At 42.2% G+C, this 13,398-nt stretch carries 11 protein-coding genes; 2 read left to right on the top strand and 9 right to left on the bottom strand.

The window, feature by feature from the left end; all coding sequences use genetic code 11:
* Positions 1–171: 171 nt before the first annotated feature.
* Positions 172–1,248 carry an FAD-dependent oxidoreductase gene (locus tag GJU41_RS05055; protein WP_070876761.1) on the top strand — a complete coding sequence of 359 codons (1,077 nt, stop codon included), beginning with the start codon at positions 172–174 and terminating at the stop codon, positions 1,246–1,248.
* Between the two features lie 105 nt (positions 1,249–1,353).
* On the opposite strand, the gene GJU41_RS05050 is transcribed toward GJU41_RS05055, so the two are convergent.
* The 7 genes from GJU41_RS05050 to GJU41_RS05020 all read right to left on the bottom strand — a co-directional run bounded on the left by GJU41_RS05050 (position 1,354) and on the right by GJU41_RS05020 (position 10,147).
* Entirely contained in the window at positions 1,354–2,778 is a 1,425-nt protein-coding gene (locus tag GJU41_RS05050; protein ID WP_154318106.1) for a dihydrolipoyl dehydrogenase family protein, read from the bottom strand.
* Positions 2,779–2,790: 12 nt separating this feature from the next.
* Entirely contained in the window at positions 2,791–3,372 is a 582-nt protein-coding gene (locus GJU41_RS05045; RefSeq protein WP_154318105.1) for a CDP-alcohol phosphatidyltransferase family protein, read from the bottom strand.
* A gap of 9 nt (positions 3,373–3,381) precedes the next feature.
* Entirely contained in the window at positions 3,382–4,035 is a 654-nt protein-coding gene (locus tag GJU41_RS05040; RefSeq protein ID WP_070876764.1) for a TVP38/TMEM64 family protein, read from the bottom strand.
* Entirely contained in the window at positions 4,032–5,018 is a 987-nt protein-coding gene (locus tag GJU41_RS05035) for an ABC transporter ATP-binding protein (RefSeq protein WP_070876765.1), read from the bottom strand. Before GJU41_RS05035 ends, GJU41_RS05040 begins: the two co-directional genes overlap by 4 nt.
* A 7-nt stretch (positions 5,019–5,025) precedes the next feature.
* Positions 5,026–6,687 (bottom strand): ABC transporter permease, encoded by a 1,662-nt coding sequence (locus GJU41_RS05030; RefSeq protein ID WP_154318104.1) that lies wholly within the window; start codon positions 6,685–6,687, stop codon positions 5,026–5,028.
* Positions 6,665–7,894, bottom strand: coding sequence for an ABC transporter substrate-binding protein (locus tag GJU41_RS05025; protein ID WP_154318103.1), 1,230 nt, complete (start codon positions 7,892–7,894; stop codon positions 6,665–6,667). The genes GJU41_RS05030 and GJU41_RS05025 overlap by 23 nt, the downstream gene beginning before the upstream one ends.
* 540 nt (positions 7,895–8,434) lie before the next feature.
* Positions 8,435–10,147: a methyl-accepting chemotaxis protein gene (locus GJU41_RS05020; protein ID WP_154318102.1), complete on the bottom strand. Its 1,713-nt coding sequence runs from the start codon at positions 10,145–10,147 to the stop codon at positions 8,435–8,437.
* Between the two features lie 158 nt (positions 10,148–10,305).
* On the opposite strand from GJU41_RS05020, the gene GJU41_RS05015 reads away from it, so the two are divergent.
* Positions 10,306–11,325 (top strand): EAL domain-containing protein, encoded by a 1,020-nt coding sequence (locus GJU41_RS05015; RefSeq protein ID WP_154318101.1) that lies wholly within the window; start codon positions 10,306–10,308, stop codon positions 11,323–11,325.
* Between the two features lie 25 nt (positions 11,326–11,350).
* Here GJU41_RS05015 and GJU41_RS05010 read toward each other — a convergent pair whose 3' ends face one another.
* Positions 11,351–12,199 (bottom strand): thermonuclease family protein, encoded by an 849-nt coding sequence (locus tag GJU41_RS05010; RefSeq protein WP_154318100.1) that lies wholly within the window; start codon positions 12,197–12,199, stop codon positions 11,351–11,353.
* 87 nt (positions 12,200–12,286) lie between these two features.
* Positions 12,287–13,390 (bottom strand): M24 family metallopeptidase, encoded by a 1,104-nt coding sequence (locus GJU41_RS05005; protein WP_070876769.1) that lies wholly within the window; start codon positions 13,388–13,390, stop codon positions 12,287–12,289.
* Positions 13,391–13,398 lie beyond the last annotated feature (8 nt).

Raw genomic sequence — 13,398 nt, 5'->3', positions numbered from 1 at the left:
TGGGATGAATCAAGTGAACCTATTCCATTACATACACGACTTAAAATATATAATTAACCGTGCACATGTGTTCTGTTCAGGCTTCATCAACAGAATCATGTGCTTTTCTCATTTGGCAACATTAATAACATCAGTCCGCTGGAAGACTGATGTATTTTGGGAGTGATTGATTTGAAGCATATCCTATTACTCGGCGCCGGCCATGCACACGTTGCTTTTTTAAAAAAATTGGAAACAGAAGAACTGGACTGCAGCATTACTTGTCTCTCTCCATCTTCTTTTCAGTATTATTCCGGCATGTTTTCCGGTTTTACAGAAGGACTGTACGAAGAGGAGGAAATAAGAATAAATGTTGAAGCTCTATGCAGCCGGACAGGTGTATCGTTTTTAAAAGGTGAAGCAGTAAAAATCGATCCTTGCCTAAAGCAAGTGGAAACCAGGGCCGGGAAAATCATCCAATTTGATATCCTTTCTGTTGATATCGGTTCTCTGACAAAATTCAGCAGCTTATCTGCCCATGGGGTGATTAGTTTAAAACCAACTTATACGGTTCCTGAAAGTATTCAGGAGCTGAGAAGTGCTGAAAATCCCGTCATTATTGGAGGCGGAGCCGCTGGGGTGGAACTTGCCCTTTCAGCTGCTTCATTTCGCAGAAAATATGGACTTCCCTCCAATCTGATCCTTTTGAGCAAGACAAGTTTAATGGATTCATATGGCGATAAGCTTTCCAAAAAAATGTCTCGTATTCTGATTAAAAACGGCATAGGCGTCATTGAACATCAGGAGATTTCAAATATAGAAGAACATGCCATTTATACGGATGACCTGCATGTTAACTATGACATAGCCCTTGCAGTTACTGGGCCGAAAGCTCATCCTCTTTTAATAGAGAGCGGCATGGAATGTGATGAACATGGTTTTTTGCTTGTGAATGCCAAACTGCAGGTTCCCCGTTTTCCATTCATTTTCGGAGCAGGTGACTGTGTCACTTTGAAGCAGCATTCGGCTCTCCCCAAAAACGGTGTATATGCTATCCGTCAGGCACCTGTTTTATTTAAAAATATCAGGAGATTTCTGTCTGAAGACGAAATGACAGCCTTCAATCCGCAAAAGCGATTTATCAGCATTCTCTCAGCGGGTGATAAAAAGGGATTATTTTTATATGGAGGATTTTCGTTTTATGGTTCTCTCGCATGGAGAATCAAGCATTGGATAGACAGAAGATACATGCGGAAGATGGGGAGCTGAGAGAAAATACCCTGTTATTAGCAATTTCATTACTTGCAAACTTCAAATCAAATCAGGACTATAGAATATAAACCTTCAAAAAAAGCATGGACTTCTCCATGCTTTTTAAGGCTTCACTTTGATCCATTTTTCAGTCAGCTTTGGCAGAATGCCTGAAAATAGTTTTTCTCTCCAATACAGATCAGCCGTTTTTTGCACAGCTGCTGCATGATTCGGATACGGGTAGACCATTTGAGAGAGATCTCCGATTTTTTTCCCGTTTTGTTTTGCAAACACCACAGTCTGCATCCAATCTCCTGCTCCTTTGCCAATCGCGTGTGCCCCGAGGATTGTTCCGCCTGTGTTTGTTATAATTTTTACAAAACCATCTGTTGCGCCGTCGGCAATAAAACGATCGACTTCATTGAGCGGAGCTTTAAATACTTGAATCTCTTTATGCGCTTCTTTTGCCTCTTTCTCTGTCAATCCCAGATGGAAGATTTCGGGACTTGTGTATGTAACCCAAGGCATATGGCCATATTTCACTTTATTCGGCAACCCCAGAACAGCTTTCTGTACAACAGCTTTGCCTTCCATTCCGGCTGCATGCGTGAATAGATAGTTTCCATTCACATCACCGATGGCATAAATATGGGATAGGCTGCTCTGCATCGAGTCGTTCACTTTAATAAAACCTTTCTCGTCGCATGCGACTCCAATTTCATTTAAGTTCAGTTTATCAGAATTCGGCTTCCTGCCTGCAGCAAGCAAAATCTCATTTACTTCTAATGTCTTCAGCACACCGTCCTGACAGATCACAAGCTCTTTGCGGTCTTCAAATGCTGAAGCAGATTCAATGCTTGCCTCTGTTAAAATCGTCATCTCTTTCCCCAGCAAATCCGTTGCAAGCTCCCTGATTTCATCATCTTCTTTGGAAAGGAGCATGGATGATCTTTCAATGATGGTAACTTCAGAGCCAAGTCTTGAAAAAGCCTGTGCAAGCTCGACACCGATTGGTCCGCCTCCGATCACAGCTAATTTTTCAGGAAGACGATCCAGATGAAAGACGGTTTGATTCGTTAAAAACCTGGAATCTTTAAGTCCTTCAATATCCGGCACAGCAGGTCTTGATCCTGTCGCAATCACAATCTTTTTCCCCTTTATGACCTGTTCTCCGACTTTTATTTCATGTTTAGTCTGAAAAGCTGCCGTTCCATGGATGACATCGATTCCAAGCTTTGTAAAGCGTTCATCGTCATCATGCTCCTGAATAGCTGCTATCGCTTGGTGAACATGATTCATGATCTGCTTCATATTGATCCCGCCGCTCACGGATAATCCAAATGATGCAGCTGTCTGTTTTGCCTCATAAACGTGATTTGCGGCAGAAATCAGCGCCTTTGATGGCACACAGCCAACATGAAGGCAGTCACCGCCTAAGTTTTTATCTTTTTCTATTAAGGCAACGTGAGCACCAAGACTTGCAGCTCCTGCCGCCACGGTCAGGCCGCCTGCGCCTCCGCCAATGACAATCACATCATATTCTTCCATGTTTCTCTCCCCCTATTTCAGTATTTTTTTTGCTTCAAGCAGCCGCTGCAATGCGGTGAATAATTCAATCGCAAAGAATAAATAGGTGATGAAAATCAGCTGATCAGTAAACAAAATCATCAGGGAAAACAAAATAAATCCTTCCGTTCGCTCGGCAAGTCCTGCCTGATAGTAGAATGATTTGACGCCCTGCTTTTCACTGATTGCTCCAACCGTCAAAAAGATAGTCATGGAAATAATGATAGAAACAGAAAGCAATAGCAGCGGCAATTGTGCCTCAGGGTAAGCTAATGCTAGACCGACGATGACACTGATTTCAACGACTCTGTCAAACGTTATATCAAGAACCGTTCCAAAACCGGACGGCTTCGTCAGTCTTGCCATCGTTCCGTCAACTGCATCCAGGTAGCCTGAAAACCATAAAACAAATAAGGCCAAAATCGGCTGTTCTAGATAAATGAATACACCTGAAGCGGATCCGATCATAAAAGCAAGAACAGTTACCTGATTGGCAGATAAGCCAGTCTTTAACAGCTGAACAGCTGACTTTTCAATAATAGGCTGCACATACTTGCGTGCATGAGTATCTAGCATAATGTGTCCTCATTTCCTGTTGTGGATGATCATTTTTTTTAGTTGCTTTTTGAAAAAGAGCGGCACTATGAGCAATAGCAGAAAGATCATGCAGGCTGCCGCTATAATCGCGTTGTCGCCTGCAGCCAAGCTGGAACCAAGGAATGTAAAGGCGAATGTACCTGGAATAATCCCTATAAAAGTAGCAGACGCAAATGGAATCAGCTTTACCTTAGAAACACCCGCCGAATAGCTGATCAAATCAAAATGGAAAAGAGGTATAAGCCTTAAGATTAGAACATAGAAAAACCCATTCTGCTCAAGCTGGCGTTTCAGCACATCCGCTTTATCGTTTTCTTTGGTTTTGAATAGATCAACCTTTAATTTCCCTGCAGCCAAATAGGCAATAATCGCTCCAGCCGTTGCACCAATCATTGTGTACACCGTACCAAAATAAGGCCCGAATGCAAGACCTCCTGCTATTGAGAGAATTGATGCCGGGAAAAGCACAAGCGGCCTTATTGAATAGAGAGCTATATAGAGCAGCGGTGCCCAAAGACCAAAGGATAAAATCCATTCTTTGATAAGTACCGGTTCTATTTTCAAAAAACGCTGATTAATCCATAACATCATTAGAACCAGACAAATGACCAAGAGAAGTTTTATTATGGTTTGTTTCTTCATCCTGTCTCTTCCTTCAGCATGTCTAGATCAAAATAGCAAAGCATGTCAGGATCTATTATTTCAACAAATACGGAATCACCAATGTCCGCTTTCAGATCTGAATGCAGTGTCAGCAGTTCGCCGTTCCGGTCTAAGAAGAGCGTGTAAAACGTCATGCCATGCTTTTGAACAATGTGCTTAACTTCTGCTTGAAAAGAAATCGGCTTATACTCCGACTCATTTCGTACCATCCGCAAATTCTTTACATGGGCAAAGGAGGTATCGTCAATCATCAATCCTTCGCTGAAAAAGGCCGCTGCTTCCGGATTTTCCGGATGAAGATACAGCTGCTCTGGAGTGCCCATTTGCTGAATGCTTCCATTTGCTATGATGGCCGTCATGTCTCCCATATACATCGCTTCCTCCATATCATGGGTGACAAACAGAGCGGAGGTGTGCTGTTCCTTTAGCAAGTTTCTGACCCATGTTCTAAGGCGGCTTCGAAGGGCTGGATCAAGACTCGCAAAAGGTTCATCCAGCAAGAGGAGTTTAGGCCTTGTGATTAAAGCCCGCGCCAATGCAATCCGCTGCTGCTGTCCGCCTGACAGTTCGTTTGGATAAGCGGACTGAAATTGGATCATATCCACCCTGTTCAGCATCTCAGCCACTCTTTCTTTGCGCTTTTTTTCTTTCATGACTTTTAATCCATATTCCACGTTTTCAAATACCGTCATATGAGAAAACAAAAGAGGCTGCTGAAACATCATGACAACTGGTCTTTTTTGAGCACGCACTTCTGACATGTCTTTCCCATCAATCCAAATTCCGCCTGCATCAGCCGTCTCTAATCCGGCAATGCATCTTAAAAGGGTTGTTTTCCCTGTCCCTGATGGTCCGACAAGAGAGACAATTTCGCCTTGCCTGATGGATAAATTCACATCTTGGAATACGGAAGAATCTTTAAATCTTTTCGTTAAGCCTTTTATCTCAATCATGTCATTCATAAATCAATCACCTTTTCTGATAAGGAGTAACAAGCCGGATAAAACCTTCAAACAGCAGCCATATAAGGATGGGAATGAGCGCAAACAGAACAGAAAAGCTTGCAATCATAGCATCATCTGCGCTGCTGAAATAAGGAAAAAATAAACTTGCGAGTGTAACAACCAATCCTCCCCCAATGAGTGCCGTCAGCAAATATTGACTGAGAGAAATCGTACAGACCAGGAAAATCACGCTGCGAATGCTGGGCAGCAGCTGAGGCAGGAAGATTCGGTAAAAAATAGACAGACTGCCCGCTCCCAGAGTTTTTGCCTGCTCCTCCCACTTCACTCCTATTCTTTCAAAACCGGACCGCATCACTTTAATGGTATAAGGAAGAGTAGGCAGCATGTGAATCAAAACCACTCCTGCCATACCACCGGCAAGTCCTGCCCGAATAAAAACAATATGAAGCCCTAAAGCAATCGTTAATGCAGGGACAATAATCGGAGTCAGGAGAAGTGTTTCGATAGCTGCTTTTCCTCTGAAAGATTGATGTGCAAGCACTTTAGCTGCTGGAGTCCCTATAAAAAGGTTTAATCCTATGACCCATAGAGCGATTTCTGCTGATTGAATGACTGCTTCAAAAAGCTTTGGCTCCTGAAAGAGAGTCATGTAGCTGCGCACCGAAAAACCATCAGGCAGCACATGCCCCCACTTCCAGCTGAGAGCTGCACTTTTAAACATGACAAATACAGCTGGAAAGAGAAATAAACCGATTGTAATAAAAATAATAGCCTTTGATCCTTTCACTGCACCTGTATTCTCAATCGTGCTTTCTTTTGTTATTCTCTCCCGCTGTCTGTTAAGGATCATATAAACGGTAAATAAACAGATGAGAATAGCGGCGGCTGTGGTGATCATATCCGCAAAAGCAAGAGGCCTCCTGCTCCAGTCACCGGAATAAAACCATTCGAATGTCAGCACAGAAATCATCTTCGGATACGTAGCTCCAAGCAGCGCCGGAACTTCATAAGCGGCAAAAATAAATGAAAACAAAATCACAAAAATTTCAATTAAGGAAGGAAGGATGACAGGCCATTCAACCGTTTTGAATGCCTCCCATTTTGAACCTCCAAGCGTGTAGACAGCTTCTTTTTTAGCCATGTTTAACTGCTGATAAACCGGAAGAAGAATTAAGATAACAAAGGGAACCTCTTTCCATAGATAGGTCAGAATAATTCCAGCTCCGCCTTCGCTCTTCATAATCTCTGGAAAACCTTCAGGAGATTCTATGAACCCTGCTTGAAAAAAGAGGGTAGAAAACCATCCGCTTTGCGAAAATAAAAGATAAACCATGTATCCCCAAACGAAATGGGGAAAAAGCATTGGAATCCAGGCAGCCAGCCTGAGATGTTTTTTTTGTAAAAGAGGATAAGTGCTCCGAACGATAAGCAGCCCGATAATCATCGACAAGGTGACTGAAATCACTGTAATTTTCATGCTATATAGAAAAGATGCCTGAAAAGACGAATTCATCAGCAATTCTGTATAAGCGGCTGTATTTATAATCCCGAGAGGACTTGTAAAGCTCTCAATTGCTGCCATCCATAATCCTGACCCTGCCATAATGGCAGTAAACAGGACCGCAGGCAGCAATGGCCATAGCTTATTTTTTGCCTGCAACTTCATTCATCCAGTTCTCCTTTAGCCAGTTCACATATTGTGCATCAACCTCAGGAACTAGCGCCTCCTGCAGGATTTCCTGAGGCAGCACTGATTTTCCGCGTTCGATTTCCTTCAGCTGGTTTTTTTCTTTTTCGTCAAAGGTTGAAGGATCGACAGCAAGCCCTTCTCCCCAGTATGTCTGATCATGCTTTGCAAGCTGAGCTTCGGGAGACATAAAGAAATTAATCGCCGTCATTGCCCCTTCAGTATTTTGTGAATTAAAGGGGATTCCCAGGAAATGTGTATTTCCAAGAGAGCCAGATTCTAAGACGAATGAACGGGTTGTTTCAGGAAAAATTCCTTTTTCAATCATGCTCTCCGCCCTTGCCTCGTTATACCCCATCGTCATCCAGACATCTCCGCTGCTGTAGAGCCTATCGAGTTCTGTCAGCGAATTCGGATAGGTTTGCCCTTTTTTCCATAAGGATGGTTTGATGCCATTTAGGTAATTCCACATCTCCGTGCTCTTTGAAGCAGCAAACTCTTCATTGAATCCTTCCTCAAGCAGCGCATCTGCTCCGCCTGCTGATTCGTAAAACACATGCCTTAAAAATGCATTGCCTGTAAAATCATTTGCGTCCGGATACGTAAATTTACCCGGGTTCTTTTCGATCCAGCTTTTCAGATCATCTAACGTTTTTGGAGGATTTTTCACCTTTGTTTCATCATACAAAAAGACAAACTGCACCTTTCCCCACGGTGCTTCAAACCCTTCTGTCTTTTCCCCAAAATCATATTGAATATCGAGAGCATCCTGATTCACATGCTCTTTAAAGTTTGGCAGCTTATCTGTAAATGGTCCAAAAAGCAAGCCGCTGCTTTTCGCATTTTTAAAATTCTCACCGTTGATCCAGATAATATCCGTGCTTCCCTCCAACTGTCCTGCTTTCTTCTCATTTAATACCTTCTGCAGAAATTCGGGAGCATCCATTGGAACACGTTCAAGGTTAATGCCATATTGCTCTTTAAGCCTTGGGGCAGCCCAGTCGTCAATGTACTGATTGATTCCCTCATCTCCGCCCCACATAAACATTCGAACAGTACTGCCGTCTGCTTTTTTCTCGATTTGTTCCCACGATAAGTCAAGCGCGCCCAAATTCTCGTTTGGAACGCTTGATTGAGAGCAGCCCGCTGCAAGTATCAGCATAAAAAATAAAATAAATGGCTTCATGGTATCCTCCTGTATTAACTTTTTCATTTTGTAAAGAGTTAAAGGCTGTTTTCGATTATAAATTTTGTCCGTTGCTTTCCGCTGCATGAACTTGCTTTCCGCGGTCCGGCTGGGAGCCTCCTCGGCATGCCTGCGGGGTCTCCCATTTCCTTCTATTTACCCGCAGGAGTCAAGTTCCTGCAGCGTAGATCCACTTATGGTTTTCAATATTCAGCGTAAAATCAACAAAGTCTGCGAAAAGAGCCTAGTTAAATCATGCTATGCCTTCCACATTGTTTCAAGTAGCAATATGCTGTTAGAAGGTAAACGGAGGAAACAGCGTTATGGATGAATGGATTTATTGGATTTAGAAACTGAAATATTTTCCAGTACAAATAAAAAAATGTCTTCTATGCGTTTTTCTCATCTTGTTTGCTGTTATTCATTTTCACTCTGTCTAAAATACTGCTTTCTCCCAGATTGCCGCAATTGACTGAAATTTCACCTTAAACAGCATCAAAAAAACCGAATCAGAATGTGATTCGGTTTTTAGGTCATCTATTAAATGCGGAATGCGCCAACAAGCTTCGTGAGATCATCCGATAAATCTTTTAACATTTTTGAGGAGTCTGCAACATCCCTGATTCTTACGGAAGATTGATGAACGGAGGCAGAAACTTCTTCTATTCCTGCAGCTGATTCCTCTGAAACGGCAGCCACTTCTTCTACAGCCCTGTTCACTAGTGCCATACCGTCCGCTATCGTATTGACATGCTCGCCCACATTTGCAATTCTCTCATCAAGCTGTTGAATGGATTGACTGATTTGCTGAAAAGACTGACCTGTCAGGTGAATGGAATGTGTAGAATCTTTCACTCTTATTTGTCCGCTGCCAAGTGTTTTGGCAACGTGTTTTGAAAGGTTCTTAAACTCATCAACAATTTTAGTGATATCCGTGATTGATGACGTTACCCCAATTGCCAATTTCCTGACTTCATCCGCAACTACTGCAAATCCTCTTCCATGCTCTCCGACTCTGGCAGCTTCTATGGCTGCGTTTAAAGCAAGTAAATTGGTCTGATCGGCAATTTGTTCGATGACCGTTACAAGCGATGCAATCTCATTTGTTTTTTCTTCTAAAATCAAGACCTCCCGTACGGAAGAATCCATCACCTTCATGATTTCATCCATGTGGATAACAGAAGACTCCATTTGATGGGATCCTGAAGCAACAAGCTGCAATACTTGTTCTGATGATTGCCTCATAGAACTTCCTTCTTCATTTGCTTTTTCGATTTGTTTTGAGAAGTCCTCCATTTGCGCGGCAATATCTGAAGATGCATGAGATTGCGCGGATGAGCCGGCTGCAAGCTCCTGCATCGTTGCGGATACGTGCTGACTTCCTTCGTTCACTTCAGATGAGGTTTTGTTAAGCTGAGCACTCCTTGCTTGAAGTTCCTTAGAAGTCTCTTTTATATGCATGACCATAGCTTTCATTTTATTTTTCAAATTGTTTTGAGAATCAGTAAGCTGGCCGATTTCATCCCGGCCGCCATACTCCATATCCGCTGATGAGAGATTCCCGGACGCGACTTCTTTAGAAAAATCAATCACACGCTTTATATGCATCATGATTAATTTCTGAATAAGCAGTGTAATCGCCGCTGAAATCAAAATCGATCCAATCAGGGCGGCGATCAGCGTGAACGCGATTTGTGCCATATACTCCCGGGACTCATGAACAGAATCGTTCCGCTCTTTCATTTTCATGTCCCGGAGTTCATCAAGCGCGGCAATTGTTTCATCACTGAGAACCTTTGCCCGTTCTCTGACCCCGCTCAGTATCTGAGTATTTTTTTGTTCAACCGCCGGAATGACCGTAATGTAAAAGAGATCGTTCAGCATTTTATCATTTTGAACTAATTTTAGAAACAGTGCAGTTTCCTCTGCATCATTAAATTCCTTTTTGCTGTCTTCGCCAGCTTGAAGCAGGGTTTTCCGTATTTCAAGGTATGCCTCCTTATTTTCTTCGGTTGGATGAATGATATAATCTGCAATCGCGTTATCCATTGCAAGAAAAATGGAACCTATTTCTGTCATTTTTCCGGCGGTGCTGCTCAGCTGATCCATTTTAGATAGTTGATCATTGAGACCGCCCAACTGTGCAAACGTTACCATTGTTGAGATCGCAAAAAGTAAAATACAAATAAAAACAGAAAAGCTGAATTTCCAGCCGATTTTAATATTCCTCCACACACTCACAAATTTTTTCATTTCGATACCCCTTTTATCTTTTTCTAAGAGTATTATCGACAAAATCTAGTAAATGTTTACTATCATTCCACATCCTTTAAATATAGGTATATTTATTCATATTCTGTTAAAATTTTGATATGATAGATTTATTATTTTTCAAAAGAGGCGATATTTCAATGGAAGCTTGTTCATTTTGTTATCAATCATTCACCGTTTACGAAACTGGCTTCTTAACATTGAGGACTGCTGATGCTTCAGATGAGTTATTTCAAATGGGGTTTTATCTATCAGCAGACAGGTTCGTTCGTTTCCTTTATTCTTCAAAGAATCAACTAAAGGAAACATTGATGAAAGTGAACCTTTTATTTACTGCCAGACAAGTGGATGCTGCCCTTCATAAGGTAAAAGATCCTGCTCCCTACCAATTTCATCCCTTACAAGTCATCTATCAGCATGTCCTGAATGAGGAAACCGTAAATCTAATTCAGACGGGTGCATTTGTCAGTCATCTTCAGCCAATCTTACATGCTCAGTCTGGGGAGCTTTACGGGTATGAATCGCTGCTCAGATCTGCGGATCAGGAAATTTCTCCGTATCACCTTTTTCAGACTGCCCAGAAAACGAATATGCAGTCTGCCTTGGATAAAAAAGCGAGAGAAGCTGCCATTAAGGCCCGAGTCAACCAAATTCCGGCTGGAATTAAGAGTTTTATCAACTTTCTCCCATCTACCATTTATAATCCGGAATATTGCCTGAAACACACATTTGATATTGTGAAAAAATACGATGTCTCACCAGAAGATCTAGTATTTGAGGTTGTGGAAACAGAAAAAATTGAGGATATGAACCATTTGAAAAACATCCTTGATGCATACCGCAAGAATGGAATGAAAGTAGCTCTTGATGACCTTGGCGCGGGGTTTGCAACACTTGAAATTTTGCGTGAGCTTCATCCGGATTTTGTGAAAATCGACCGAAATTACATTTCGGATTGCCATGAAAACCTTGAGAAACATGATTTTCTAGCAAACGTCATAAACCTTGGCCGCAAATTGAATATTCAAGTTCTCGGCGAGGGTGTTGAAAAAGAAGAAGAATTTGAATTCCTAAAGGAGCTCGGCATCGATTTTGTTCAGGGATATTTGTTTGGAAAGCCTGCATTGAAACCGGCTGAACACCTGGTAAGAGCCATATAAAAAAAAGCGGGGGCATCTCCCGCTTTTATCTTTTAGATGCTCTGTATCCAGCTCCAACTGCTTCTTCCTCGGAACAGAACATTTCTTCTTCTTTTGTTACATCATAATATTGTCCTTCAGGCATATGATAAATCTTGTCTCCTGATGAAGAAACATTTCCTTTAATCGTGCAGGCTCCGGCTGGTTCTTCTTTTGGAGCTTCTTCTTTTGGAACTTCTGCTTTTTCTTCCCCGTCGTTAAAGCCTTCGTCCTCTGTTGCGTAATTTTCAATGCTCCAGATTCCTATCTCCTTTTTCTGGGCAGCTTTTTGAAGCTCATAAAACTCATCCACATGCTTCGTATTTGGCGCATAAACATATCCCACACGCGCAAGCCCTTTTTCGATCAGGAGTTTATTAAACATCTTGCCGTCTACATGAAGATAGACAAGCAGCCTTCCATATTTATCTCTTTCCCCTATGTCAAGTTCAAGCTTCACCTCTTTGCCCGAAAGCGTGTTTTTTGCAAAGCTGCTTGCTTCAGGTCCAAACGGCTGGACAGGTTTATTGGGATGAACCGTTTCAGGTGTGTCGATAAGCAGCAGGCGGAGCGTCTCTTCTTTTCCGTCCACAAGCACTTTGACTGTATCGCCATCGATGACCCTGACTACCTTGGCAGGAATGAAATTTTCATTTTCAGCAGCTGCTTCCTCAGTTTTGTTCTCTTCATGTGAGGCTGAATTCTCTTTTTCATTCCTAGCTTCATCCTCATTAGGACGATTTTCTTGTGAAGCTGAATTCTTCTTTTCGTTTTCAGCAGGAGTTTCATCCATTGTTGTTTCTGAACAGGCTGTTAACATAAAGGCTGCCAAAAACAGCAGGAACCAATTTTTCATTTTCTTTATCCCCTTTTATTCCTCAAAAATCAAACCGCACGATATTCTTGCATGTGCGGTTTGAATCGATGTTTATTTATTTTCTCTCTATTTAATGATTTGTAGCTCTTTAGGGAACTTTGTCAATGTTTCATGCCCGTTTTTCGTAATGTAGACGTCATCTTCTATGCGGACGCCGCCGATTTCAGGAACATAGATGCCTGGTTCAATTGTATAAACCATGCCTTCTTGAAGAAGGTCATTGTTCGTATGGCTCATGGACGGGAATTCATGCACGCTAATACCAAGGCCATGTCCTAACCGGTGAGGGAAGTAATCGCCGTAACCTGCATTTGTGATAACATCGCGGGCAATTTGATCCAATTCCCCGATTCTCTCGCCTGGTTTGCTTGCATCCAGTGCTTTTAATTGAGCTTCGAGCACGGTATCATAGATTTCTTTTTGCTTATCACTGATTGATTGATAAGCAAACGTACGTGTAATATCTGAGCAGTAGCCATCAAGCACTACACCAAGATCAAATAAAACAAAGTCTCCTGATTTTAAGGAAGTCAAGCCAGGATTGCCATGCGGCTGCCCTGATTTTTCACCGAACAGAACCATCGTAGAAAAGGACATTTCGCGAATTCCTTTACGTTTTAGTTCATATTCGATTTTTGCAAGAACGTCCATTTCGCTGACGCCTGATTGTAAAGCCTGAACGCCTGCCTCAACGCCGAAATCTGCAAGCGCTGCTGCCTGCTTTAAAATCTGAAGCTCTTTATCGTCTTTAATTAGACGCAATTGATTCATGATTTCCTCCGCTGAAACAAGTTCTGCCCCAGCCAGTATGGTTTGAAGCTGCTCCGCGCGGGCAAAGGATAGAAGTTCTTTTTCAACCGCTGCTTTTTGCACGTCCTGCTGCCCTCTTTTAGCAATGGCATCTTTTACTTTGTCCCATGGATTTTCGTGATCGGCATATCCGATAATTTCTCCGTCAAAACCTGCAGCTTTCGCTTGTGAAACTTCCATTCCCGGGCAGATAAAAAACGGCTCTTCTTCTTTAAAAACAAATAAACCCATCAGTCTTTCATGGGGATTTGTGTGAAAGTTCGTTAAGTAGAAAATGTTTTCTGTTGATGAAATAAACGCAGCATCTGTATCCTGCTGCTTCAGCCAGTCAGTAAGCTTAGTTAATCTTGCTTTTTGCATGCAATCTC

Origin of the sequence: Metabacillus idriensis (assembly GCF_009674765.1) — a bacterium.
In the GTDB taxonomy this organism is placed as follows: Bacteria; Bacillota; Bacilli; order Bacillales; family Bacillaceae; genus Bacillus_P; species Bacillus_P idriensis.
The sequence above is the reverse complement of the archived record's forward strand: the minus strand, read 5'-3'. Positions and strand labels throughout refer to the sequence as shown.

Bases quoted from the DNA above. Each gene is read 5' to 3' on its own strand.
- GJU41_RS05050 (WP_154318106.1), bottom strand. From the start codon at position 2,778: ATGGAAGAATATGATGTGATTGTCATTGGCGGAGGCGCAGGCGGCCTG.
- GJU41_RS05045 (WP_154318105.1), bottom strand. From the start codon at position 3,372: ATGCTAGATACTCATGCACGCAAGTATGTGCAGCCTATTATTGAAAAG.
- GJU41_RS05040 (WP_070876764.1), bottom strand. From the start codon at position 4,035: ATGAAGAAACAAACCATAATAAAACTTCTCTTGGTCATTTGTCTGGTT.
- GJU41_RS05035 (WP_070876765.1), bottom strand. From the start codon at position 5,018: ATGAATGACATGATTGAGATAAAAGGCTTAACGAAAAGATTTAAAGAT.
- GJU41_RS05030 (WP_154318104.1), bottom strand. From the start codon at position 6,687: ATGAAGTTGCAGGCAAAAAATAAGCTATGGCCATTGCTGCCTGCGGTC.
- GJU41_RS05025 (WP_154318103.1), bottom strand. From the start codon at position 7,894: ATGAAGCCATTTATTTTATTTTTTATGCTGATACTTGCAGCGGGCTGC.
- GJU41_RS05020 (WP_154318102.1), bottom strand. From the start codon at position 10,147: ATGAAAAAATTTGTGAGTGTGTGGAGGAATATTAAAATCGGCTGGAAA.
- GJU41_RS05015 (WP_154318101.1), top strand. From the start codon at position 10,306: ATGGAAGCTTGTTCATTTTGTTATCAATCATTCACCGTTTACGAAACT.
- GJU41_RS05010 (WP_154318100.1), bottom strand. From the start codon at position 12,199: ATGAAAAATTGGTTCCTGCTGTTTTTGGCAGCCTTTATGTTAACAGCC.
- GJU41_RS05005 (WP_070876769.1), bottom strand. From the start codon at position 13,390: ATGCAAAAAGCAAGATTAACTAAGCTTACTGACTGGCTGAAGCAGCAG.